Annotated in this window: 23 protein-coding genes and 1 pseudogene; 19 read left to right on the top strand and 5 right to left on the bottom strand. The window is 41.5% G+C overall.

Going from position 1 to position 26,253, the window contains the following annotated elements:
• From H9659_RS13695 to H9659_RS13710, 4 genes and pseudogenes are all read left to right on the top strand, one after another.
• Positions 1 to 1,290 (top strand): annotated as a pseudogene (locus H9659_RS13695) (hypothetical protein); the annotation flags it as partial.
• 234 nt (positions 1,291 to 1,524) lie between these two features.
• Positions 1,525 to 2,604: an S-layer homology domain-containing protein gene (locus H9659_RS13700; protein ID WP_191691546.1), complete on the top strand. Its 1,080-nt coding sequence runs from the start codon at positions 1,525 to 1,527 to the stop codon at positions 2,602 to 2,604.
• Between the two features lie 107 nt (positions 2,605 to 2,711).
• Positions 2,712 to 3,599: a UTP--glucose-1-phosphate uridylyltransferase GalU gene (galU, locus tag H9659_RS13705; protein WP_191691548.1), complete on the top strand. Its 888-nt coding sequence runs from the start codon at positions 2,712 to 2,714 to the stop codon at positions 3,597 to 3,599.
• A 53-nt stretch (positions 3,600 to 3,652) separates the two neighbouring features.
• A complete protein-coding gene (locus H9659_RS13710; protein ID WP_191691588.1) occupies positions 3,653 to 5,386 on the top strand; it encodes a phospho-sugar mutase in 1,734 nt (577 codons plus the stop codon).
• 107 nt (positions 5,387 to 5,493) lie between these two features.
• On the opposite strand, the gene H9659_RS13715 is transcribed toward H9659_RS13710, so the two are convergent.
• The 3 genes from H9659_RS13715 to H9659_RS13725 form a co-directional block, all read right to left on the bottom strand.
• The gene (locus H9659_RS13715; protein WP_191691550.1) at positions 5,494 to 5,982 is read right to left on the bottom strand and encodes a general stress protein; all 489 of its coding nucleotides are present in this window, start codon (positions 5,980 to 5,982) and stop codon (positions 5,494 to 5,496) included.
• A 146-nt stretch (positions 5,983 to 6,128) separates the two neighbouring features.
• Positions 6,129 to 6,353 carry a hypothetical protein gene (locus H9659_RS13720; protein ID WP_191691552.1) on the bottom strand — a complete coding sequence of 75 codons (225 nt, stop codon included), beginning with the start codon at positions 6,351 to 6,353 and terminating at the stop codon, positions 6,129 to 6,131.
• Between the two features lie 71 nt (positions 6,354 to 6,424).
• A complete protein-coding gene (locus tag H9659_RS13725) occupies positions 6,425 to 6,916 on the bottom strand; it encodes a VanZ family protein (RefSeq protein WP_191691554.1) in 492 nt (163 codons plus the stop codon).
• A 1,021-nt stretch (positions 6,917 to 7,937) separates the two neighbouring features.
• On the opposite strand from H9659_RS13725, the gene H9659_RS13730 reads away from it, so the two are divergent.
• Together H9659_RS13730 and H9659_RS13735 are read left to right on the top strand one after the other, a co-directional pair.
• Positions 7,938 to 8,963: an acyltransferase gene (locus H9659_RS13730; RefSeq protein ID WP_191691556.1), complete on the top strand. Its 1,026-nt coding sequence runs from the start codon at positions 7,938 to 7,940 to the stop codon at positions 8,961 to 8,963.
• Between the two features lie 100 nt (positions 8,964 to 9,063).
• The gene (locus H9659_RS13735; RefSeq protein ID WP_191691558.1) at positions 9,064 to 9,849 is read left to right on the top strand and encodes a hypothetical protein; all 786 of its coding nucleotides are present in this window, start codon (positions 9,064 to 9,066) and stop codon (positions 9,847 to 9,849) included.
• Positions 9,850 to 9,896: 47 nt separating this feature from the next.
• Here the strand turns inward: H9659_RS13735 and H9659_RS13740 are convergent, their stop codons facing one another.
• On the bottom strand, positions 9,897 to 10,976 hold the full coding sequence (locus H9659_RS13740; RefSeq protein WP_191691560.1) for an S-layer homology domain-containing protein: 1,080 nt from the start codon (positions 10,974 to 10,976) through the stop codon (positions 9,897 to 9,899).
• A gap of 94 nt (positions 10,977 to 11,070) precedes the next feature.
• A complete protein-coding gene (locus H9659_RS13745) occupies positions 11,071 to 11,853 on the bottom strand; it encodes a hypothetical protein (RefSeq protein ID WP_191691562.1) in 783 nt (260 codons plus the stop codon).
• A gap of 137 nt (positions 11,854 to 11,990) precedes the next feature.
• Between H9659_RS13745 and H9659_RS13750 the strand changes: the two genes are divergently transcribed.
• The 13 genes from H9659_RS13750 (at position 11,991) to H9659_RS13810 (ending at position 26,080) form a co-directional block, all read left to right on the top strand.
• Entirely contained in the window at positions 11,991 to 12,713 is a 723-nt protein-coding gene (locus H9659_RS13750; RefSeq protein WP_191691564.1) for a YveK family protein, read from the top strand.
• A gap of 5 nt (positions 12,714 to 12,718) precedes the next feature.
• Positions 12,719 to 13,423 (top strand): CpsD/CapB family tyrosine-protein kinase, encoded by a 705-nt coding sequence (locus tag H9659_RS13755; protein ID WP_191691566.1) that lies wholly within the window; start codon positions 12,719 to 12,721, stop codon positions 13,421 to 13,423.
• A 263-nt stretch (positions 13,424 to 13,686) separates the two neighbouring features.
• Positions 13,687 to 14,451, top strand: a complete 765-nt coding sequence (locus H9659_RS13760) for a tyrosine-protein phosphatase (RefSeq protein ID WP_191691568.1) — start codon at positions 13,687 to 13,689, stop codon at positions 14,449 to 14,451.
• Positions 14,452 to 14,675: 224 nt separating this feature from the next.
• Complete coding sequence (locus H9659_RS13765; RefSeq protein ID WP_191691570.1) at positions 14,676 to 16,508, top strand: polysaccharide biosynthesis protein; 1,833 nt, start codon at positions 14,676 to 14,678, stop codon at positions 16,506 to 16,508.
• A 176-nt stretch (positions 16,509 to 16,684) separates the two neighbouring features.
• Entirely contained in the window at positions 16,685 to 17,800 is a 1,116-nt protein-coding gene (locus H9659_RS13770) for a DegT/DnrJ/EryC1/StrS family aminotransferase (RefSeq protein ID WP_191691572.1), read from the top strand.
• On the top strand, positions 17,800 to 18,441 hold the full coding sequence (locus H9659_RS13775; protein ID WP_191691575.1) for a sugar transferase: 642 nt from the start codon (positions 17,800 to 17,802) through the stop codon (positions 18,439 to 18,441). Before H9659_RS13770 ends, H9659_RS13775 begins: the two co-directional genes overlap by 1 nt.
• Positions 18,442 to 19,083 (top strand): acetyltransferase, encoded by a 642-nt coding sequence (locus H9659_RS13780; RefSeq protein WP_191691577.1) that lies wholly within the window; start codon positions 18,442 to 18,444, stop codon positions 19,081 to 19,083.
• A 34-nt stretch (positions 19,084 to 19,117) separates the two neighbouring features.
• Positions 19,118 to 20,284, top strand: coding sequence for a glycosyltransferase family 2 protein (locus H9659_RS13785; protein ID WP_191691579.1), 1,167 nt, complete (start codon positions 19,118 to 19,120; stop codon positions 20,282 to 20,284).
• Between the two features lie 12 nt (positions 20,285 to 20,296).
• Positions 20,297 to 21,187: an ATP-grasp fold amidoligase family protein gene (locus tag H9659_RS13790; RefSeq protein ID WP_225217850.1), complete on the top strand. Its 891-nt coding sequence runs from the start codon at positions 20,297 to 20,299 to the stop codon at positions 21,185 to 21,187.
• A gap of 47 nt (positions 21,188 to 21,234) precedes the next feature.
• Positions 21,235 to 22,335 carry a glycosyltransferase gene (locus H9659_RS13795; protein ID WP_191691581.1) on the top strand — a complete coding sequence of 367 codons (1,101 nt, stop codon included), beginning with the start codon at positions 21,235 to 21,237 and terminating at the stop codon, positions 22,333 to 22,335.
• A complete protein-coding gene (locus H9659_RS13800; protein ID WP_191691583.1) occupies positions 22,332 to 23,213 on the top strand; it encodes an ATP-grasp fold amidoligase family protein in 882 nt (293 codons plus the stop codon). The genes H9659_RS13795 and H9659_RS13800 overlap by 4 nt, the downstream gene beginning before the upstream one ends.
• Positions 23,214 to 23,264: 51 nt before the next feature.
• Positions 23,265 to 24,398 (top strand): EpsG family protein, encoded by a 1,134-nt coding sequence (locus H9659_RS13805; RefSeq protein WP_191691584.1) that lies wholly within the window; start codon positions 23,265 to 23,267, stop codon positions 24,396 to 24,398.
• Between the two features lie 230 nt (positions 24,399 to 24,628).
• Positions 24,629 to 26,080 (top strand): lipopolysaccharide biosynthesis protein, encoded by a 1,452-nt coding sequence (locus H9659_RS13810; RefSeq protein ID WP_191691585.1) that lies wholly within the window; start codon positions 24,629 to 24,631, stop codon positions 26,078 to 26,080.
• The last annotated feature ends 173 nt before the right edge of the window (positions 26,081 to 26,253 follow it).

Consider the following 26,253-nt stretch of genomic DNA (forward strand, 5'->3'; position numbering starts at 1 on the left):
GCAGTCGAAGAAGATGGTTCAATCACGAAAGACGGTGGTGTAGTCGACGCAACAATCGGCAATGCACTCGGTGGCGTGTTGGAAGACACACATGTCGGAGTATTGGATAACCATGTGGCAGTCGAAGAAGATGGTTCAATCACAAAAGACGGTGGTGTAGTCGACGCAACAATCGGCAATGCACTCGGTGGCGTGTTGGAAGACACACACATCGGAGTCCTGGATAACCATGCGTCAGTCGAAGAAGATGGTTCATTCATGAAAGACGGTGGTGTAGTCGATGCAACAATCGGCGAAGCCCTCGGTGGCGCGTTGGAAGACACGCACGTCGGAGTATTGGATAACCATGTGGCAGTGGAAAAAGATGGTTCATTCACAAAAGACGGAGGCGTAGTCGACCTGCTTGTCAACGATCTACTTGGACTTGGTGGACTGCACCTAGGGGTACTTGATGACCATATTGAACAATCAGACGAGGAAACCAACCGTTCAAATGGATTGTTACAGTTGACTCTATTAGACAAATTGCTTGGAAATACAGCAGTCAATCTGCTAGCGAATAAAACGCAGACAACTGAAGACGGCACTTACCAAAAACAAGGCGTTGGCATGATCACACTCGACTTGCCGTTGCTTGGAGCAATCGATCTTGACTTGCTCACTCGTGAATCATTCGTTCCCGCACCGGTCCAACTTCCTGAAGAAGACACGGAAGGGACTGATCCGGGTGATGGGGATTCAGGTACGACACCCGACGGAGATACGGTAATTCCATGGGTACCCGTAGTTCCATCTGAGCCGAATAACCCCGGTGATGATAATGGTACACCTGGTGAGGAAACAGAAGAGCCAGATGATGGTACGACAACTCCAGAAGAGGAAACAACTGATTCTGATAATGGGGATAGCGAGTCTGAAGACGATGCAACAAATCCTGACGGTACCGAAGACGGTAATGTTGGTGAAACACCTGATACAGACTCTGGCCAAGAGGATGGAACGTTTCCGCAAGAAAATGGATCGTCAACCATTCCTGGAAATTCGTCTAATGGGAATGGTTCGGATAACGGCATGTCCGACGGCAACGGAACAGATGAAGACCGTTCCATGTCAGAGAATCCGACAATTGCACAATCTGGAATCGGATCTAACTGGAGCGGAGCGTCATCAAATTCAATGATGTCAAAACTGCCACAAACAGGCGGGCTGCTGGATGGAACTAGCATGCTGCTCATCGGCGTTCTAACTTTGCTTTCAGGAGCATTTCTCCGTAAATGGGCAATTCAATAAGTGGGTTCGCTGGATTCCTGATCAGAATCTAGTAATCATTACAGCGCATCATTGCATAGACTGGCAAGGCGCCATCCAATCCGGACGCGGAAAGGGTGGCGCTTTAGTATGCCGAAAGACATAGGAATCACAATAATAGTAGAACAATATTAACAATTTACTGAAAATAATAGAATGATTGGAAAAGAACTGGTATACTGAATTTACCAAATAAGAATTAAGAGGAGAGATTCAATGAAACGTTTTATTTCAGGGATAGCGGCGCTAGCACTTGGTCTAGGTCTGGCGGTGCAACCAGCAGCCGCAGCCTCAAAATTCACGGATGTGACAAAAACAAACCAATTTCAGGATGAAATCCAGTATCTAACGGGAAAGAAAATCATCAGCGGTTTTTCAAACGGTACATTTAAACCTAAAGCGGAAGTGACACGTGGAGATGCTGCAATCATGATTGGTCGCCTGAAGAACTTGGATGGAACAAAACGACCTTCCAAGTTCAAAGATGTCAATAAGGATTCGGCAGCTAGTGGCTATATCACTTCTGCTGTAGCGAAAGGCTACATTACTGGATATGCTGATGGAACTTTCCGACCTAATGAGATTCTGACACGTGGCGATATGGCGATTATTTTGACAAGGGCCCTCGATCTCAGACTAGGAAGCATGCAAAGTTTCAGCGATGTAAGTGATCGCATGAAGGCGAGTGAAGCGATCTACAATATTGCAGGAGAGTTCATCACTGGAGGGTATGCAGACGGAACATTCCGTCCGTATGACAAGGTAACTCGCGAACAATTCTCGGCTTTCCTGGCACGCGCTTTAAGTCCGGTTTATAAGCAGCGCACAGTCAATAACGACGGTTTCACTTATGACATGACAAAGAAGTATGTGTTTAACGTTTCCGGTGAAGAGCTGCATGTGAGTTACAAGAACACCAGCGCTAAGTTTGGCGATCTGACTTACAAAGGATTCTTCTGGGAATACAAGAATACGACAACCAACAAAACACAGTACGTGAGATACGAACAGACCAAAGATGCAGTATACTTGGAGTATCCATTTTCTGACGCGAACACCGAGTTGAAATTGCCCGTCAAAGTAGGAAAGAAGTGGAACCCAGCTTTAAGTGAAGAGGAATTCCACACAATCACAGGTATCGGCAAAACGATCACTACCCCTTACAAAAAATTCACTGACGCTATCGAAGTGACCACTGAAACGGGAAATAAGAAATATTTTGTGAAAAATATCGGTCAAGTGAAAACTGTGGATAAGTCAGGTAAAGTGCTATCTGAACTCAAGTCCATTCAATAAGAAACAGGAAGCCGCCCAGGAAAGGGTGGCTTTTTTAATGTAAATGGAATCGACTACCAGTTGTGAGTGTGCTATAATTCCGGAAAACGCTTCCAGGAGTGATAATTGTGAAAAGTTCCAAACAAGTAAAAAAAGTAATCATCCCAGCAGCAGGGCTTGGTACACGATTCCTGCCTGCCACAAAAGCGATGCCGAAAGAAATGTTACCGATTGTAGATATGCCGACAATCCAATACATCGTGGAAGAAGCGATTGAATCTGGGATTACCGACATCATCATCGTGACCGGTAAAGGAAAGCGGGCAATAGAGGATCATTTCGACAATGTCCTTGAACTGGAAGAGAACCTGATCCAGAAAGGGAAATTCGACTTGCTAGCAAAAGTGCAAGCCTCTGCAGCAGTTGACATCCATTACATACGTCAAAAGGAACCATTAGGCCTCGGCCATGCAATCTGGTGTGCCCGGAATTTCATAGGAGACGAACCATTTGGTGTGTTGCTCGGAGACGATATCATCCGGAATGACAAACCTGCACTGAAGCAACTCATAGAACAGTACGATGAGACGGGTTCAAGTGTGATCGGTGTCCAAGAAGTTCCCCATGAAGAGATTCACCGATATGGTGTCATCGATCCGGAAACGACAACGGGTAAACTGATGAAAGTCCGTAAATTTGTAGAGAAACCGAATCAGGACGAGGCTCCATCCGACTACGCGATTGTCGGCCGGTACATTCTGACACCGGACATTTTCCCGATTTTGGATAAGAAGCAAATCGGCAAAGGCGGAGAGATCCAGCTGACAGACGCGATTGAAGAATTGAATCAGAGCCAAGACGTATATGGCTATGCATTTGACGGACGCCGTTTTGACGTAGGAGAGAAGCTTGGTTTCATCGAAACGACGTTGACATTTGCATTGGAACGTGATGATTTGAAAGATGGTGTACGTGAAATGATGGAACGGCTACTTGCCAAACATAAAGTTCTGTAATCATCAGAACGCTGATTTAAAAAAGTTTTCGACTAGAGGAGAGTAGAAGGATGATAGATCCACAAACAGCCTTTCAGCAATGGGTTGCTCAAGACGATTTAATGCCGGATGTCCGGACGGAGCTGTTAGCAATTTCAGAGGATGAAACAGAAATCGTGGAGCGCTTTTACCGTTGGCTTGAATTCGGTACAGGAGGCATGCGAGGATTACTCGGAGCAGGAACAAACCGTATGAACATCTATACGATCCGCCGTGTTGCTGAAGGATTGGCACGCATGATTGAAGAGCATGGAAAAGTGGCGGTTGACCGCGGAGTGGCAATTGCCTACGACACACGGTACCTATCAAAGGAATTCGCGTATGAAACGGCAGCGGTACTTGCCTCTCACGGCATCCGTTCTTACGTGTTCGCAGAACCGAGGCCAACACCGGAACTTTCGTTTGCAATCCGGGAATGTCGCGCCTTCAGTGGGGTAGTGATTACGGCTAGCCACAATCCGAAAGAGTATAATGGATTCAAAGTATATGGAGAAGATGGTGGGCAGCTCCCACCAGAAAAAGCTGAATCCATTGTAACGAAAATGAACGAAATAGAAGACCTATTTGCAATTACAGCTTTGGATGAAACGGGATTGGAAAACTCCGGACTACTCACGATGCTTTCTGAACAAATCGACGACGCCTATCAAACGATGCTGAATACATTGCAAGGAAGCGTGCTCGAACGGGATGATATTAAAATTGTTTATACGCCTTTACATGGTACGGGGAATGTACCTGTACAGCGTGGACTGAAGGAATTCGGTTATCGGAATGTATTCGTTGTTCCAGAGCAGGAAAAAGCCGATCCTGCATTTCCAACCGTCGAGTATCCGAATCCGGAAGAGCAGGGAAGTTTTCTGATGGCAATCCAGTTAGGTGCGAAACTCGAGGCGGACCTATTACTTGCAACTGATCCGGATGCTGACCGCCTTGGAGCTGCGATTGCCTTACCTACTGGCGGATATGAGTTATTGACGGGGAATCAGCTAGGCGCCTTGTTACTGAATTATATACTTGAACAGCGACAGGAGACAGGGACGCTTCCTAGTAACGGAGTGATTCTGAAGACCATCGTCACCTCCGAAATGGGACGTGCCATCGCTGCCCGATATGGTGTGAAGACCGAAGACACGCTCACAGGATTCAAGTACATTTCCGAGAAAGTTGAAAAATACCACTCAACTGGTGAATTTGAATTCCTATTCGGCTACGAAGAAAGCTACGGATATCTAGCTGCTGACTTCGTACGTGAAAAAGATGCCGTCCAAGCTGCACTTCTTATTGCAGAAGCAGCTACGTTTTATAAGAGTCACGGAACCTCACTTCACGGACAGCTTCAAAAATTGTATAAGGAAGTGGGCTACTACAAAGAAGCCCTGCGTTCGATAACCCTTACAGGAAAGGCCGGAGAGGAACAGATAGCTGGTATTTTACGCAAACTGCGCGACAATCCACCGAAAGAATTTGGCGGGGTGGGTGTCACTTCCATCGAAGATTATCAGACAGGGATCATTAAAGTAGTGGATGGCGTAGACCGCACAACCGATCTTCCAAGCTCGAATGTGCTTAAGTTCTGGCTGGAAGACGGATCCTGGTGTTGTATCCGCCCTTCAGGCACGGAACCGAAGTGTAAGATATATATAGGTGTACGGGGTGAAACTGGCCTTGATGCAATCGAAAAATGCAGAAAACTGGAAGAATCCTTTATGACTGCTGCAGTAGGTATTGAAAAACCGATAATATGAATGGAGTACGTTTAAAGGCTTTCCCGAAATTCGGGAAAGCCTTTTTAAGTGAGTGTTCCTATCATCCATTGAGCAAAAAGTGGCCAAGCCTACAGCAGCTCGTTCGACTAATTTCCAGGTCTGATCGATTGTCCTTGTGCATCACGTTTCTCAACAAGTCGTTCTTTCTGCATCACGTCACTATTTTGTGGGAGAATATACCCCTCCATATCCATTTTTTCCGTCACGGGTGATGTAAGATCCCCATGATCATGATTGGACATATCCCAGAAATCACCTTTATCGACATACAATAAGAATGCACCGTTTTCTACAACACTCAGATATCGATCCGCTTCGTCCTGAGTCAAATCCATCTGGGTCAATGCTTTTCGTGCTGGTTGTTCATCGGATAGGAATGCCGTGAATCGGTCCCACCAGGTGGCATCCACGTTTTGGATTTCAGCATCTGTTCTGCCGCGGACGATGGACACATCTTCTTTATCCTTCGTCACTACATACATATTCTCTTCGGCAATGCCATTTTCATGCAGTTCATGGATCTTATCCAACAACTCGTTTTCACTATGGAACACTCCTGCAAATTCTCGGTTCATCTCGTATTTCCTCCATTCCGGTTATGTTTTGAAGAAATGAAACGTTGTTAATAGATACCCCTTCCACTTGACCCGAAACAAAGAGAGTGACCAATCCTTAAAAATCCACTGGTAAACTATTTTTTAAATGAACAATACCGATAATCTTATAATTCGTCTGCGATTTTGTCACGGTGGTATTCAGAGAACTGGATGACACGGACGTTCGCTGTGTTCAATTCATGATAGATTTCCCGGCTGTCCCAAAAAGAAATCGACCGATCCCGTTCGCTTGCGAGTAGAGCGATGACCTCATCTGCCGTATCGAAGTGTACAAAACGCCGGATGTAATGTTCTTCGTCGAAAAAGTACGTGATTTTGAATTCTTTCATAGTCCATCATCCTTTCCATAGTTGAAAATGAAAAACGGGCAGCCGCAATAGATGCAGGCTGCCCGTTTCGTTCAGCCCATAGTCCGCGATTTGCGTGAATTGGATCGGAAAGATACGAAAAGTTGTACGATGATTAAAAATACGAGTGCACCCGACATGTCGAGGGCGACGTCTTGCCACGTTGCGGTACGTCCACCTGTCAACGATTGGTGGAATTCGTCGGCGGAGGCAGCGAGAAATGTCATGAAGGCCGCGATGAAAAAGCGGAAGCGGATTTTTGGCAACAGCCAGAAGAAAACGGCTGCGAGTGCACCGAACGTGAAGAAATGCGCACTTTTTCGTGCCAGGAATTCGACAAAGTAGTAGTAGCCACGTTCCTCGACTGAGATGGTTTTCCCCCAATAAGGGATTTGCAGTTTGGAGAGCGGTTGTTCGAGCGGCTGGCCAGGCAGCAGTTGTTGCAGTTTCGGAACAATCGTTTGCTGTTCGTATGTTTGACTGGAGGAGATGAAGAGTCCTGCGATAATGCCAATGAGTAATAAGACAACGACTAGTTTTTTCATGGTGCGAGTATAACATATTCTGGGCGGTTGTGCAGGGGGGAGATGCAGACTGTCTCTGAATTGGGAAAGTGGTAGGCGACCGCTTGGCGCTGGAGGATGCCTTTCGCATAGAGCCAAAGAAGTGCGCTTTGTCTCTATACTTCGGCGACCTCATCAGACGCCTGCGCTGGGGATTTGTTACCGCATGGGGAAAGGTGTGATCAAGCAAGTGGCATATCCGCTCAAGCAAGGAGGTAAGTGATCAAGCAAGTGGCATATCCGCTCAAGCGAGGAAGAAAGTGATCAAGCAAGTGGCATATCCGCTCAAGCGAGGAGGAAAGTGATCAAGCGAATGGCGTATCCGCTCAAGCGAGGAGGAAAGTGATCAAGCGAATGGCGTACCCGCTCAAGCGAGGAGGAAAGTGATCAAGCGAATGGCATATCCGCTCATGGGATAGGTGGTAGGCGACCGCTTGGCGCTGGAGGATGCCTTTCGCAGAGAGCCAAGGAAGTGCACCTTGTCTCTCTACTTCGGCGACCTCATCAGACCCCTGCGCTAGGCTTTTCATTGAATAGGTGTGAGAAGGACTCTATCACTGAATGGAGAGAGTGGTAGGCAACCGCTTGGCGCTGGAGGATGCCTTTCGCAAAGAGCCAAGGAAGAGCGCCTTGTCTCTTTACTTCGGCGACCTCATCAGACGCCCGCGCTGGGAATCTCTTTGGACAAAATATCTTTGTAGAAAGAAAACCCTCACGCAAACAATCTCTGTTGATCGAAGTGAAAGGTGGCGACTCCTGCGGAATCAGCGAAGATCGAAGACCCCGCAGAAGCGTAGCGCCGAGGAGGCTGAGATCGAGCCCGCGGAACGCGTCCACCTGCAACGCAGATCAACACCGTCTACACACCTCGGCCATGAATTAAAGGACAGCTCACACGCCTACTATTACAGACAGTTTACAATCTGCTCAACCAAGTTAGCAACGAGGCGGGAGAGGGAATAAGACTGGGGATATGAACACAACGAATGGAATGAGGGTTACCATGAAACGGACCATCTACTTAGATTGGCTGCGGATCCTTGCAGCACTGGCGGTCGTGACCATCCACGTCGCTGCGGGGGTTGTTACTGATAAAGCACAAACCTATGAAAGTCCATGGATGGCGGGGAACTTCTTCGAATCCATTTCGAGATGGGCGGTCCCGATGTTCGTCATGATCAGCGGAGCGCTCATGCTCAGCAGCAAAAAGGAAATCAGTACCTCCAATTTCCTCGAAACCAAAATGGCGAAAATCCTGATCCCGCTCTTTGCATTCAGCGTCATCTACTACGCCAACGAAGTGAGGAAAGGGGAATTCACTTTTTCCATCAGCGACTTCATCGAACGGTTTGCGACAGACGACATCATGTATCACCTTTGGTTCCTCTACATGATCGCAGGACTCTATCTCATTACGCCGTTGCTCAAAATACTCATCCAGCATGCCAAAAGGAAAGACGTGGAATACTTCCTCCTCCTATGGCTATTCGCCTCTGTCATCTCGAAGGCACTCGAATATTTCATCGGCTACAGCTTCAAGATCGAACTGTTTTTCGTGACACACTATGTAGGCTATTTTGTCCTCGGCTATTATTTGTACACCTATGACCTCCAGGAAAAATGGAGGAACCTCCTCTACTTTGGAGGATTCGTAGGTTGGATAACGACATTTTTCATGACCTATCACGAATCCGTTAAGCTAGACGAACCGCTTGAGCATTACTGGTATGACGAACACTCGCCGAATGTACTACTCGTAGCTGTCGCGTTATTCGTGCTGTTCAAATCGACCAAACTGGGCGAAGCGAAACTACCATGGATCGGCACCGTCATCAGTCAAGCGAGTTTCGGCATCTACCTGATCCACGTCCTAGTCATGCAGACGCTTTACGAGAAATTCGAATTCGTCTGGTTCGATTTGCACCCGATTATCGGGATTCCTTATAAAATCCTGATCGTCACTGCATTGAGCACGATCCTTGTCAGTTTGGTGAGAAAAGTACCGATAGTACGCGGAATCATCCCCTGACCTCTAATGAAAAAATTACTTATTTTACAAACTATTTCCCCTTATTGTGTGCGAATCTGATAGACTAGTGTCAATAACTACAAAATCCGAGGAGATGTCTATGAACAAAAAGCTTAAAATCTTCTTCCTTGTGTCGATCGTTGTCATTTTGGCAGGAGTATCTTACATCTTATATGAATTCAAATTTAAAACATACGAAGTCGCTGATGACAAAGTGGATGAAATCATCGACGAGCCGTACAAATTGGAATTACCCGATGGGACTCCGATCGAACAACCAGATTCAGAGGGTGGTGACAAGACCGGTACCGCAGATGGCATAAGCGGAGCAAACGGGAGCACCTCAAATGCAGGAGCAACAACTGAAACATCCGGAAAAATCACAGTTTCCAAAAACCTTGGTGTCACATCATCCAATGGCCAATCCACTTCAAATGCTGGCAAGGGACAATCTGGTGAAACCACTTCATCCAACCAAGCAGGTCAGAATAATTCGTCTACTGGAAACTCAAGCAGTAAACCCCAAACGGGTGGCGACGTTTCTGTCGCATCCATCAAAGCGAAATACCAGCCAACCCTTGCAAGTCTCGAAAACCAAGCAGCTGGACGTTTGTCTTCCCTTGTCGGCCGCGCGAAAAGTGAGTATGAGGAGAAGAGTAAAACAGGGGATGTCAATTATGGATATTTCTACAACAAATACATGGGTGCAGCGAAGTCGATGGAAGCCCAGACCGATGGCGCATTCAACAGTGTCATGAAAGCCCTTGAAAACGAACTGCATGCGAACGGGTACGACAAGTCTTATGCGAAGAATTTCAGGTCCGATTATGAAGCACGAAAAAAGAACTTACGGACGGAACTGATGAACAAAGCAATGGGACGTTAACCAAAAGACCTTCATGCCAAATCGGCACGAAGGTCTTTTCATGGTTATCAAGGCAACATGATATGTAGCGTCAGTGTGAAATCTTCCCAGAACTTCACTTCATTCGAAGTGGCATATAAACGGATCGGCACCTGGTTCACTGAAATGATCCCGTCACCGGCTGTGGACGTATCCAACTTCTTTTGGAGTTGGGATTGTATCAATCTCTTTGCGGTTGCGTAATCTTTTGTAATATCAACGGGTGAGTTATCCGCGATTTTCAACGAGTGGACACCGAGTGTTAGAAGGTCCTTCGAGAAGAATCCGGATTGCTGTAGCTGGTTTAACCCTTTTTCGTCATATGCCGTGATTGTCAAAGCGCGACTTGTTGGATTGTACTCGGTTTTGGCAGTTATCTTACCTTTCTCATCCTTAAATACTTCGTTTTTGCCGACAAAACTAATGATTTTGTCGCTTGCTTCTTTCACAGCTTCCTTTGACTTAGCTAAATGGTTTTCAGCGCGGACGACGAAAGTGGCGAATTCCCCCCGTGTTACCCCTTCATCGGGGACGAACAATGTCTTTGTTTTCCCTTTAGTGATGCCTGTTGAATAGATGGACTGGATGTATGGTGTAAACCAACGGCCTGCCTGTACATCGGTGAACGGATTGGTCATCGTTTCACCATTATCCAATTCGTATGATTTCACGAGGAGTTTCGCGATCTCTGCACGAGTCAGATTCTGTCCTGGGCGGAACGTCTTGTCGCTGAACCCATCCAGCAGTCCGCTGTTGGATAGTGCTGCTACGTACTCGTAATACCAGACCCCTTTTTTTACATCGGTGAAAGCCGGATCGGAAACGGTAGTTGTATCCAGTCCAATCGATAAGGCAATCATTTTTGCAGCCTCTGCTCGAGTCAATACATTTCCAGGACGAAATGTGTGATCGGTGAATCCTGAAATGATTCCACGCTCGACAAGTGATTGGATCGCCTCTGCATGTACGGACTTCGGGTTCACATCGGTGAATTTCTTAGAGGCTGCCTCTGCATGGTATGCAGGTACTGTCGCAACGATGGCACTTGAAGCGACGGCAATTGATAATGCAGCCATATAGGATTTGCGGGTGGTTGAAATCTTCTTCATGGAATCCCTCCAAAGTTTTAATGATCGGAATGGGGCATCAATTGGCTGTGAACACTATCGGTCTACCTCGATGAATCGAAGTATCGTGGAATCATCACTTCAGGAATGTCTGGATCAGGGCATCAGACCAAGTCTTGACTCCTTGATCGGTAAGGGATTGGTCCTTCCTAACATAGTTCAGTAACTCGTCGGAATTTGTCGGAGGCCAGCTCGGCCAGTGTTCCACGTATGGAATTCCATTCGCGGAAGTGAACTTTTTCAGCGCAGCAATTTGTGAGTCATAATAGTTCGCTTTTAGAATGGGCTGTGGTGGAGTGACGATGAATGCCGCATCCTGGACAGACTTCTGTGCTGCTTGTTTCACTTTCAACAGATCCTGCTGTTCCTGTTCGATGACGACGTTCCCATTATTCTTCAACGTGAACGGCTCGTAAATGATGACATCGTACCCTGTCGACCAGTCGATTTTTGGAAGTCCTTGTTCGATGAATTGAGCAGATGTCAAATCGGCTGTCACAGCATCGACCGTGATTGAATCACCCATCTTTTCAGTTAACGCGGCAGCGAAGCGCTCTGTAACCGGTTGAATCGATCGGGATCCGATGATAAGCAGCTGAACGTTTTCACCGTCGTCAAGGCGTTTCGACAGAAGGGACTTCACTTCAGGGAACAGATCATCCGCGAACATAACGGGTGTCGGGGCTGCTTCCGGTTCAGTTGCAGTATCCTTATTGGTTGAGGGCGAAGGTGCTTGCTCTGCAGACTTCACTACAGACGCATCCCTTATTTTGCTGTTGTAGACAGTCATGCTATAGAACAACCCTCCAGCACAAACCACTGCCAACAATAGGATGTATAAATAACCTTTTTTCTTCATGGTAACTCCTTTCTTGCAGTGAGAGAATAGAACTACTATATCACAATGTTTGGTAAATTAGGTATCACCTTTTTTCACACTATGCTATACTATTGCAAGATTTGAGATTTTTTTTGAAAAGGGGAACCAGTGACTTCATGGAAGAGACTATTAGCTTACAAGAATTGATGAACGTACTGAAAAAGCGGTTTATGATGATTCTTGCCATTGCCATTGTAGCCATCACCATTGCTGGCGTGGTCAGTTATCTGATTCTCACGCCCATCTACCAAGCATCCACCCAGATCCTCGTCAATCAGGAAAAAGTGGAACAGCAGGGGTTCAATTCACAGGATATCCAGACGGACCTGCAGCTCATTAATACATATAACGTCATCATTAAAAGCCCGGCCATCCTATCGATTGTCATCGAAAAACTGGATATGGACATCACACCATCACAACTGACTGAACAGATTACGGTTGACAGTGCGCAAAACTCCCAAGTCATCAACATCAGCGTGACGGATCCGGAACCGTTCAAAGCGGTCGATATCGCCAACACGACGGGCCAAGTGTTCCAAGAGGAAATCCAGAAGCTCATGAAAGTCGACAACGTCAATATTCTGTCGCCGGCAGAAATGCCTGAGAACCCGACGCCGGTGAAACCGAATCCGAAGCTTAATATGGCAATCGGCGTAGTGGTCGGACTCATGATCGGAGTAGGAATCGCGTTCTTGCTTGAATACTTGGATACGACCATCAAGACCGAACAGGACGTCGAAGAATTGCTCGAGTTACCAATACTCGGTCTCGTCAGTCCGATTTCTGAAAAAGAGATGCCGACACCCGCTGCTAGACAACGAAGGAAAAAGAGGTGACCGCCATGTTCAAGAAAAAGAAGAAGCCATTGCAATCAGCGGCGCGGAAACTCATTACCGTCGACAATAGCAAGTCGATCATCTCGGAACAGTTCCGCACCATCCGGACCAACATCCACTTTTCGACAGCAGACAAGGAATTGAGAAGTATTTTACTTACATCCTCTTCACCGAGTGAAGGAAAATCGACGAGTGCTTCCAATATCGCAGTTGTCTTTGCACAAGAAGGAAGAAAAGTGCTCCTCATTGACGCGGATATGCGGAAACCGACGATGCACCATACGTTCCAATTGAACAACGGAACCGGTCTTTCCTCCGTCCTCACGAGACAGGCGGAAGTGGCAGATGTGATCCATGAAGTCGGTATCGAAAACTTACACGTGATGCCATGCGGTCCGATTCCGCCGAACCCAGCAGAACTCATCGGCTCACAAGCCATGAAGGCATTGATCGAGCAGTTGAAGCTAGACTTCGACTTACTCATCTTCGACGCACCGCCGTTATTATCCGTGGCGGATGCACAAATCTTGTCGAATGAATGCGACGGTACGATTTTAGTTGTGAATACAGGTTCAACAGAGAAGGACAGTGCCGTGAAAGCGAAAGAGACGTTACAGTCCGCGAATGCACGGATCCTCGGTGTCTTGATGAATAACTACACACTTGCCAAAGATCATTACTACTACCAATACTACGGCACCGCAGAGTAAGAAGGCCCCGTGCCTTCTTACTCTTTTTTCTTTATTTTTTATTCTTTTTTGCTTTTAAGCCCGCGTTGATAGGGATTTTTTATGCTAACAGATTCCGTTAATCGAAGTGGAAGGCGGCGACTCCTGCGGAATCTTAATGGAAACAACCTAAGTACGCGGCGTCCTGCCGCAACGGTTGCATGACCTGCATCCTGCAGGCCCGCGTCCGCCTGCAACGCAGATCAACACCGTCAACTATCCAACGACATAGGAGGAATACCTACATGATTGATATACATATGCACATTTTGTTTGGAGTGGATGATGGACCGCAGACGATTGAGGAGACGATGCGGATACTGGAGATTGCACACAGTGAAGGAATTACCGATATTATCGCTACCTCGCATGCGCTGCATCCTCAGTATCATGTCGCAGCGGATGAAGTGCGCAGCCAAGTACGGTTATTGAATGACATCATTGAAAGTTCGAATTTAGGGATCACGCTGCACAGCGGGCAGGAGATTCGGCTAGCTGAAGACATTGTGGACAAGCTGAAAGAGAAAACGTTGTTGACGATGGCGGATTCCCGATACATACTGCTGGAGCTGCCTTCCGGATCCGTCCCTCACTACACCACCTCCATCATCCAAAAGCTGCTGGCTGAAGGGGTGACTCCGGTCATTGCGCATCCTGAACGCAATCGGGGCATTGCAGAAAAACCTGAACGGCTGGAACGGCTTGTACGTGCAGGAGCACTTGCGCAAATCACGGCAGGAAGTGTCGCAGGATCATTCGGCAAAAACATCCAAAAACTTTCGCTGCAGCTGCTGGAAGCGAACTTGATTCATCTGTACGGATCAGACGCGCATAATACGACAGTCCGGCCGCCGCTATTTGAAAAAGGACTGGACGTGATGGAAAAGAAAAAGCTTGGGGAGTATGCAGACTTAGTGCTAGAGAATAACAGTCAGCTGCTGAAAAACGAACGTTTGACCATTCTTGAGACAGAAGTACTACATAAGACCAAAAAGTGGTGGTTCTTCTGACAGTATCCTACCTAATCCTCAACTATCAGTTTTGATAGAATTCGAGCTATGTAGGAAACTTGTCAAAAAAGTGTGGATTTACGTGGTTTGTGAAGAGAATGTGAGGCGATTGTGTAGGTATTTTGTCGAAAAGTTGGAGTTTCCATGGATATCCCTGGGGTAGCGTGCTAAAATTAGGAAGGAATCTATGTTTAAACCCATAAATCGAAGGGGAGTGGCAGCGTGTGACGATGAAGAAAAGAATGACAATGCTGTTCGCGCTTGACACCTTTATAGTACTATCCTCCATTTTCTTTGGATATTTCATATTGAAACCAGACTTATCAATATTCACAACAAAAGTGGTGATTGCAAGCGCCATAGCGATCGCACTTGCGCACCACTTTTTCGCATGGCGTTACGGCTTATACCGTAAAGTATGGTCCTATGCGTCCATCGGAGAACTGGAAGCGATCTTCAAAGCGGTCACGCTATCGATTATCGTCGTTGCGGGAATCCAGCTCTTGCTAGTGCAACACATCAGTATGCGCGCATTATTCCTGACGTGGATGCTGCACCTCCTACTTATTGGGGGCTCCAGACTTTCATGGCGCGTCGTACGCGATAACATGATACGGAAACATACGAAGACCATGAAACGGACACTCATTATCGGAGCAGGACAAGCTGGTACGATTGTCGTCCGGCAGATGGCGAACAATCCGGAATCGGGCATGCAACCTGTTGCGTTCCTCGATGATGATCGACGGAAGCATGGTCTTGAAATCCATGGCGTGTCGATTATCGGAAGCACAAAAAACATCGCAGACTATGTCAGCGACAATGAAATTGATAAGATCGTCATTGCAATCCCTTCCATGCCTAAATCCGAAATGACGGCACTCATCCAACGCTGTGTGAAGACTGGTGTCAAAACACAAACTATTCCACGTATTGAAGATTTAATGACTGGAAAAGTGTCCGTCTCGGATATGCAGGACGTTAAAATCGAAGATCTCCTAGGTCGTGACGAAGTGAAACTCGACATGGAAGCGATCGAAAGTAAACTGACCGGAAAAACGATCATGATTACAGGAGCTGGCGGCTCCATCGGATCGGAAATTTGCCGGCAAGTGAGTCAGTTCCATCCAAGTAAACTCGTCCTCGTCGGACATGGGGAAAACTCCATCTACTTGATAGAACGCGAACTGAAGGAAAAGGTTTCAGAAGCGATTGAGCTAGTTGCAGTGATTGCGGACGTCCAGGACCGGGAACGCATCTTCGGTATCGTGGAAGAGCATTCACCCCATGTCATCTACCATGCGGCTGCACACAAACACGTACCTCTCATGGAATCCAATCCAAGGGAAGCGGTCAAAAACAACATATTCGGAACGAAAAATGTAGCAGAAGCAGCGGATACATACGGCGTTCCGCACTTCGTCCTCGTCTCCACAGACAAAGCCGTCAACCCACCGAATGTAATGGGAGCGACAAAGCGCTTTGCTGAAATGATCATCCAGAACTTAGCACGTAATAGCCAGACGAAATTCGCAGCTGTACGATTCGGAAACGTTCTTGGCTCGCGAGGCAGCGTCATCCCATTATTCAAGCATCAGATCCAACAAGGCGGCCCTATCACGGTGACAGATCCTAAAATGACCCGTTACTTCATGACGATTCCTGAAGCATCCCGACTAGTGATCCAAGCAGGGACACTTGCGCGCGGAGGGGAAGTATTTGTCCTCGACATGGGTGAACCCGTTAAAATCGTCGATCTCGCAAAGAACTTGATTCGGCTCTCAGGATACCAGGATGACGAGATCGAAATCCAGTACTCGGGCATCCGTCCTGGAGAGAAGTTGTATGAAGAACTGATGAATCCGAATGAACGGCAGAGTGACTACGTATTCCCGAAGATCTATATTGGGAAAGCGACACCGATTACCGCATTGGAATTGCAGTATGTATTGGATAAGCTTCCTGAAATGCAGATTGATGTGATGAAAGAGACGTTGATCGGGTTGGCGAATCGGAAGGTTGTTGAGTTGAAACCGGAGACGTTGACAACGGCTTAGTAAGCCGATAGACAAGTGAAGTAACTTTCAAAAGGAGGGGGTATCACTCGATTATACGATAAATGGGTTCAGTTATTTATCGTCCATTGCATGATTCTTAAAATCAATGGTGATTGAGATGATGCCCCTATTTTTAATACATAATGGCAATCGGAAGCAGAGAGGACGATGTAACCATGAATAAAAAAATCTTTCTAGCTTCTCCACATATGAGTGACGAAGGATATGAAATGCAATACATACAAGAAGCGTTCGACAAAAACTGGATTGCTCCATTGGGAGAGAACATAACCGAGTTTGAAAATGAACTTGCAAAACGGGTGAATATTAAATCCGCTGCAGCATTATCCTCTGGAACAGCTGCTATTCACTTAGCACTGAAGGCGGCCGGAGTAGAAGAAGGCGATATTGTATTTTGCCAATCACTCACTTTCTCAGCTACAGCGAATCCAATCATCTATCAAAATGCAGTTCCAGTATTTATAGATAGTGATATTGAGACGTGGAATATGAGTCCCCGAGCATTAGAAGAAGCTTTTACAAAGTATCCAGAAGTGAAGGCAGTTATTGTTGTTCATCTATATGGCTTGTCCGCAGATATGGATAAGATTATGGAAATCTGTAAGAGACATCATGTTGTAGTGATTGAAGATGCTGCAGAGTCTTTAGGTACTAGCTATAAAGGTCAGCATACGGGTACATTCGGGGATTATGGTATTTTCTCTTTTAATGGAAACAAAATCATCACTACTTCTGGTGGCGGGATGCTTGTTTCGAATCATGAAGAGAGAATAGCGAAGGCGAAGTTTTGGGCTACTCAATCTAGAGACCAGGCTAGGCATTATCAACATAGTGAGCTAGGGTTTAACTATCGGATGAGCAATGTGGTTGCGGGGATTGGTAGAGGGCAGCTTAAGGTATTGGATCAGAGAGTTGAGAAGAAAAGATCTATATTCGAATTTTATAAAAGAGAACTTGGTGGGCTTGAAGGTATCGAGTTCATGCCAGTTAAAGAGTGGGATGAGCCGAATTGTTGGTTGAGCGCTATGACACTGACTGGAAAGGTTCGACCTACCGATGTGATGGAGACTCTTGAAAAAGGGAATATTGAGTCGAGACCTGTTTGGAAGCCGATGCATTTGCAGCCATTTTTTGAGGAGTATGATTTTATTGGTGAGAGTGTTTCGGAGAGGTTGTTTGAGAATGGGATTTGTTTGCCGAGTGATACGAAAATGACTGATGGAGACCTAGATAGAGTAGTTGAGATTATTAGAGGGTTGTGGTTAAAGTAATGCAGAATACTAAAGGTGGTTTTTATAGAAGGTTTGTAAAAAGACCGATGGATTTTGTATTGTCTTTGATTGCGATTGTTGTTCTTAGTCCGGTCCTATTGATTGTAGCTGTGCTTGTTAGGGCGAAGTTAGGTAGTCCGGTGTTGTTTAAACAGCAACGACCTGGATTGAATGAAGAGATTTTTATGATGTATAAGTTTAGGACGATGACAGATCAGAAAGACGAGAATGGAGAGCTATTACCAGACAGTGTGAGACTTACTAAGTTTGGTGAAATTCTGCGTTCAACCTCACTTGATGAACTACCGGGACTATTTAATATATTTAAAGGTGATATGTCTATTGTAGGACCGAGACCATTATTGGTACAGTATTTACCTCTATATAATGATCATCAAATACGACGTCATGATGTTAGTCCTGGCTTGTCAGGCTTGGCACAAATTAGTGGACGGAATGCTCTTAGTTGGGAAGATAAATTTAGCCTCGATGTAGAGTATGTAGATAATATAAGCTTCATTGGAGATTGTAGAATTATTTTCCTTACTATTAAAAAGGTTTTTGTTAGGGAAGGTATTAATTCTGAAAGTGCTGCAACTATGGAACCATTTAAGGGTAACTTAAAATTGGAGGAAAAGTAAATGAAAGATATTGTGATAATTGGAGCAGGTGGATTTGGAAGAGAAGTTGCTTGGTTAATAGAAGATATAAATAAAGTTACTGAAGAATGGAATATTATCGGATTTGTGGATGATGATGAAAACATTCAAGATACAGAAGTAAATGAATATAAAGTGGTTGGTAATATTGAATGGTTAAAAGATCAAAAACTTAATGTAGTGAATGCTATTGGAGATCCGATTATAAAAAAGAAAATAATAAATAGGCTTACAGATAGTGAGAATACTTATCCAGTATTAATTCATCCGAGTGTAATTTTTTCTGACCAAGTAATATTTGGGGAAGGTTCTATTATTTGTGCGGCTAACATTATTACAACAAATATTGAAATTGGGAAGCATGTAATAATAAACTTAGATTGCACGATTGGTCACGATGCAATATTAGGTAATTATACAACTGTTCTACCAAGTGTGAACGTTTCTGGCTTTGTGAAAACTGAAGAATGTGTAAGTATTGGAACTGGAACAGCTGTTATTCAAGGAGTGAAAATTGGTGAAAATACTGTTATAGGAGCTGGATCTATAGTGGTTAAAGATTTACCCCCTAACTGTACAGCTGTGGGGGCGCCTGCCAAACCAATTAAATTTCATGAGTCATAAGTTTTATCATTAGATACTTTAAGGGAGATAATTCATGGAGTTATTCTATAAAATAATATTTTACATAAGCGGGTTTATTATAATATGGGCAATGATTGGGTATCCAGTATCTATAAAAATGATTGGAAAGTTATATAAGAAACGGAAACTTAAAAAAGATTATTCATTTCAACCAACAGTTACAGTTATGGTAGTTGCTCATAACGAAGAAAAAGTAATATTAGATAAACTACGTAACATTATAGAATTAAACTATCCAAAAGACAAAATCGAGTTTTTGGTTGCATCAGATAATAGCACAGATAAAACTAATGAAATTGTAAGTCAGTTTAAAAGTGAGAACCCAGATTACAAAGTTAAACTTTATGAGGTTAAGACGCGTAAAGGTAAAACTAATGCACAAAATGAAGCTCAAAAAACTGTTTCAACCGATTATCTTATTATGACTGATGCCAATTCTTTGATGGAGAGGAATTCTGTAAAAGAACTCATGGCTGCTTTTACTTCCGTTGATATTGCATATGTTTCGGGGAGATTGTCAATAGTAAATCAAAATGCTAGTGATGTGAGTAATGCTGAAGGTAGTTATTGGGACAGTGATATGTCTATTCGTGAAATAGAGAGTAGAATACAAACTATTACTGCCGGTAATGGGGCGTTATATGCATGTAGAACAAAAGACTATTATGATTTTAACCCAATACAAAGTCATGATAGTTCAATGCCGCTATTTTATGCACTGAGAGGGAAAAGGGCAATTGCCAACCACGATGCTATTGCCTACGAAAAGGCTGGAGAGATTGTAGAAGATGAGTTTGGTCGTAAGGTAAGAATGAACAGAATTATATTAAAACAAATATTACCTGACTTAAAGATTCTTAATATATTTAAATATAGATGGTTTTCATATTTTTATTTCGGTCATAGGACTTGTAGATATTTGTTATGGATTTCGCATCTAGTCGTTTTGTTATCTAACGCTTTGCTGATACCAGAATCCTTGTTTTATTCAATAACATTTACTAGCCAAGTATTGTTTTACTTTTTAGCACTAGTAAAAATAATTACCAAATCTAAAAATAAATATTTAACGTTAATCTATTATTACTGTGTCACCGTAATTGCACAATGGTTTGGAGTATATAACATATTGACTGGAAAGGCAAAACCGTTTTGGGAAAAAGCTGAATCGACAAGATAGATTGGGGATGTAATGATGAGCGATCATTCAACTTTTTACAAGATTAGAAGAAAAGGTCAAGTATTAGCTAATAGATTGACTTCTTATGAATTTATGTCCAAAGTATATTACTATATAAAATTCAAAAAAGTGCTGAACTTAAAAAATCCTTCGACTTTTAATGAGAAAATACAATGGCTTAAATTGAGAAACTTTCCTTATAATCAATTGGTTATTGATTGTACAGATAAATACGAAGTAAGAGATTATGTCGAAAATCATGGTGGGAAGAAGTATTTAAATAAATTAATTGGAGTATGGGATAGCTGGGAAGATGTTAATTGGGAGGAATTGCCCAATAAATTTGCTCTTAAATGCACTCATGGGTGTGGATACAATATTATTGCAAATGACAAAAGTATATTGAATAAACAAGAAGTAGAAAAAAATATAAAAAAATGGATGTCTGAAGACTTCAGTCTATTTAATGCTGAACAACATTATACATCGATTAAACCTAGAATAATATGTGAGGAACATCTTGGGGAGGATATTATAGACTACAAATTCTTTTGCTATAATGGAAAACCACTTTTTTTCTATATGGCACAAGGTTTTGGTCATGGAAAAAACGAAAGAATGGCTTTTTACAATCTAGATGGATCTAAAGCACCATTTAAAAGAAAAGACTATAAAGAATTCTCAGATGAAGTAAAGCAACCTGAAAACCTAGATGAAATGATTAAAATTAGCGAAAATCTATCTAAAGAATTTCCATTTGTAAGAGTAGATTTCTTTGAAGTAAATAAAGAAGTTATTTTTTCTGAAATGACATTTACTCCAGGCGGTGGCTTGATGACAATTGAACCAAATGAATATGATCAAATATGGGGTGAGTGGTTAAACCTAGAATCTGTAATGTGAAAAAATACCAATATTAGTTTTAATTCACTTTGGATGAGAGGTAAGATATGAACATCTTGTATATTACTAAATTAACCGGAAATATGTGGGCGGGACCAAATAATAGTGTCCCAGCTCAAATTGCGGCTCAATCAAAATATGATAATGTATTTTGGTATAATATAAATAAAGTAGCTAAAGAGGGATGGTCTGAAAGAAAATATTACAATAATCTAAAGGATTTCCCAAGTAAAAGAATAAAAGATTTACCAACTCCTTTTAATAATCCTGACATCGTAATTTTTGAAGGGGTTTACGAATATCCATTCAATAGTTTGATATACGAAGTTTGGAAAAGAAAAATACCATATATTATAGTTCCGAGAAGCGCCCTAACTGAAAAAGCACAGAAAAGTAGTGTATTCAAGAAAAAGATCGGAAACTTTCTTTTTTTTGAAAGATTCGTTAAAAAGGCCACGGCAATTCACTATCTTACAAAAAGAGAATGGCTAGAATCAAAAATTAAGTGGCCTACAAATTATTTCATTATTCCTAATGGAATTGATGATAGAGGACCTATTCAGAAAAACAATGAAATAAATAAATTAAAAGGTATATATATTGGGCGAATTGAACTTTACCAAAAAGGTCTTAATGTATTAATTCAAGCATGTAGTGAAGTAAAAGAAGACTTACGCCGTGCTAATTGTACCATTGAATTATACGGGCCAGATAGAGACGAATCAAAACTAAAATTATTAAACATTATACAAGAAAATGATATTGAAGACTTAGTTTTCGTCAAAGATAGCATTTTTAAAGAAGAAAAAGAAAAAGTACAATTAAATGCCGATTTCTTTATTATGACATCGCGTTTTGAGGGGCATCCAATGGGATTAATTGAAGCTTTATCGTTTGGTCTTCCGGCTCTAGTGACTGAAGGAACCAATATGAGAGAAGAAATTGTTTCAGCCAATGCTGGTTGGGGAGCTGATATGAATTCATATAGTATTGCATCAGCACTAAAAGAAATTGTTGAAGAGAATTCTATGATTAGAGAGAAAGGTTCGAATGGTAAGTTACTGTCGCTAAATTATAATTGGGATAAATTGGCGGAAACTACTCGTGAAGCATATAGAAAATTGATAAATTTGGATGTGAAGATATGAATTATACATTTTTTAAAAAAAATATATCAATCATAAAGAAATTTATACCTGACACATTATTTCTCCGTCTCCAATATAAATATCATTTGGGGGAGTCTTTAAATTTGGTTAATCCAAAAACATTTAATGAGAAAATCCAATGGTTAAAGTTATATGATCGTAACGAAGAATATATTAATTTGGTGGATAAATACAGTGTTCGTAAGTACATTAGTAAAACAATTGGAGAAAACTATCTAATTCCCTTACTAGGTATATATGAAAGCGTAGATGAAATTAATTGGGATGATCTCCCCAACAAATTTGTGCTTAAATGCACACATGGTTCGAGTAGTAATATAATTTGTAAAAATAAAAGTGAATTAAATATAAAGGAATCAAAAAAGCTGCTTCAAAATTGGATGAAAAAAAATTGGTTCTGGTACGGAAGAGAATGGCCATATAAAATGGTGAAACCTAGAATTATATGTGAAAAATACATGGTTGATGAATCTAAGAATGAGTTAAAGGATTATAAGTTTTTTTGTTTTAATGGTGAACCTAAAATAATACAGGTTGATTACAACAGATATAGTGGACATAAAAGAAATTTATATGATATTAATTGGAGTTATATAGACGCATCTATAGGGGTTCCTAGTGATTCAAATGTAATGATAAAAAGGCCTGAGAAACTCGATGAAATGCTTAAGTTGGCTAAAATTTTAGCAAAGAATTATCCACATGTGAGAGTGGATTTTTATTTTAGTAATAATGAAATATTTTTTGGGGAAATGACCCTCTACCATGGCTCCGGTTTTGAAATATTCAAACCAGAAAGTTTAGGCGGAAAAATGGGTGGTTGGATAAATTTAAATAGAAAAAAAGAAAATGTTTAATATCTAACCACAAATTAAAAAAAAGCAGTAATGCAATCAGGGGTTTAATAAATGATACTTTATATAGGTATAGCTTTGTTTTACATTATGTGTATGTTAATTGAAAAAATATTAGGACAACGCATAAATCGTGCTGGATGGACAGTATTTTTATTACTACCGCTATTTGTCTTGGTTGCTTTTAGAGCTCCAACTATAGGCACTGATACTTTAAACTATTATCAATCATACTTATTAATAGCACAAGAAAGTTTTTTCTCCACAAGTGCATCGCGCTTGGAATTTGGTTATGTAATGTTAGCGAGATTAATAAGTTCATTAGGACTTGATTTTTTAGGGTTTCAAATTGTGACCACATTTTTTATCTTTTTTTCCTTTGGTAAGTTTATATATAAGTATTCCATGTATTTAGCTTTTAGCGTTTACTTTTTTGTTACATCTCGCATGTTATTCGGAACAATGAATATTTCTAGACAATATATTGCCGTTGCAATATTACTTTTTTCTGTTGATTCCTTACAAAAAAGACGATTTGTTAGATTCAGCATAATTGTTTTGTTAGCTTCTTTTTTCCATTCTACTGCGATTGTGTTTTTAATTATGTACCCACTTATAGGACTGAAAATTAATTTCAGGAAAACAATTTTTATTATTGGATCTGGTATTCTAAGTAGTATATTTTTTGACTATTTAATCCGAATATTTATTAATATAACAGGAAAGTACGAGGGTTACTTAGATGGGGGATACTTTAATTTCGAGGGGAATATTGCAATATATTTTAATTTACTTATTAACTTTTCATTTTTTATTGTCGGATTAGTTATAGGATATTGGAATACCTCAAAGGAGATTAATAAAAATACACTAAGTGAAAAAACCTCAGGTAAAAATAGAATCAAATTTAGTCCAAATGAGAAAGTATGGTATGTTGTCTGTTTACTTGCTTTAATTGTATCGATTGTTGGATTGAATTCAACAATTATGAGTAGAATTGAACTTTATTTTTCTGTGTTTTTTTTGGCATATATTCCAAGTCTTATTCAAACAATAAAGAGTAAAGAAATAAGAGTTATAATTTCCAGTTCAATTATTGTAGGACTATTTGCAAGCTTTTTAGTAATAATGGTCTATAGACCTAACTGGACAACGGTGTTTCCATATTACTGGTATTGGAATTGGTAGTAGTAATTCTTTTTGAAGTAGTACAAGTAGTGATTAGTAAATATAAAATTTATTTGCAATTTCTAATAACTCATTATTGCTCTTTTTATTTGTAGAAATAAGAGTGAATATGAAAAAGATTGTTATAGGGGTGGTTAGATTTTTTAAAAGAGAAAACTTTATCTACATTAGTAGAAAATGAATTTGAATTTTAGGGATGAAAATGGCTAATAAAAAAGGTGAACTATGAAATGGGAGAAATCAACTTTAATAATAAAGTAATTAACTCAACAAAATGGTCTGCTTTAACAGAAGTTATTTCGAGATTAGTAGGGCCGATTATAAATATGATATTAGCTAGAATTATTGCTCCAGACGCTTTTGGGGTTGTGGTGACAGTTACAATGATTATTAGTTTTGCGGATATGCTCTCGAGTGCAGGTTTCCAAAAATACTTGATTCAACATGAATTTAAAGACAATGAAGAGAAGTTTAAACATACAAATGTAGCTTTCATTTCAAATATTGCTATCTCCTTATTTTTATGGGGAACAATAATTTTATTTAGTGAACAAATTGCTGTAATGGTTGGAAATCCTGGCCTAGGAAATGTTATTGCTATCGCATCTATTCAATTACCACTCACTGCTTTTTCAAGTATTCAAATGGCACTTTACAGGCGTGATTTTGATTATAAAACACTATTCATTGTTAAAATGGTTGCAATTTGTATTCCCGTTGTAATTACAATACCACTCGCTTTGTTGGGTTTAAGTTATTGGTCTTTAATTGTTGGTACCATTTCAATGCATATCTTCAACGCTGCTATACTCACAATTAAATCCAAGTGGAAGCCAAAATGGTTATATGATATAGGTATATTAAAAGAGATGTTTTCATTCAGTATATGGTCATTAATTGAATCGATATCTATATGGTTAACGTTATGGGTTGATGTGTTTATAATAGGATCTTTTCTGAATGAATATTATTTAGGTCTATATAAAACATCTACAACAATGGTTAATGCATTAATGGCCCTGGTTACTGCTTCAGTTATTCCAATATTATTCTCCACATTATCCAGACTCCAAAATGATGAAACTGAATTTAAACACATGTTTTACAGATATCAAAGGATTGTTGCCTATTTAATTTTACCAATGGGTTTTGGTGTTTTTCTATATAGTGATTTTGCAACTTCTATGATGTTGGGGAATCAATGGTACCAAGCTGGCGGAATAATTGGTATATGGGCATTAACTTCATCGCTAGTGATAACTACATCACACTTTAACAGTGAAGTTTATAGATCAAAAGGAAAGCCGCAAATATCATTCATTTCTCAATTAATAAGTTTATCTATTATAATTCCTGCTTGCTTAATTAGTATTAATTATGGATTTTGGGCACTAGTATATACAAGAGCATTAATAAGGTTAGAAAGTATTGCGACTGGATTTATCATAATGAAGACATATATGAACTTTCAAGTGATGCAAACCATTAATAATATCTCCAAACCATTTATATTTACTCTAGTAATGTGCCTTATAGGAATTCTATTAAAGCAACTAGCGGATTCAGTGTATTGGATTATAATATCAATATTTATCTGTGCAACAGTATATATAGTCCTAATATTATTATTTGCAAAAGAAGACATAAATATAGCAAAAAGAGTTGTTAAAAGAATTAGATAATAGATGCGTCGTGCTAGGGAAAAGGCTGATTCTAATTGCAATAAAAAGCCAACCTATGCACCATACAACTAAAACACTAATCTGATAATTCGATGGTGAATAGGCTACACTTACTTAGACAATAAAGATAGGGTCTTGTAGAATACAACCAAAGAGATGAGGAGAATCTACAT

Source organism: Sporosarcina gallistercoris (genome assembly GCF_014836415.1).
In the GTDB taxonomy this organism is placed as follows: Bacteria; Bacillota; Bacilli; order Bacillales_A; family Planococcaceae; genus Sporosarcina; species Sporosarcina gallistercoris.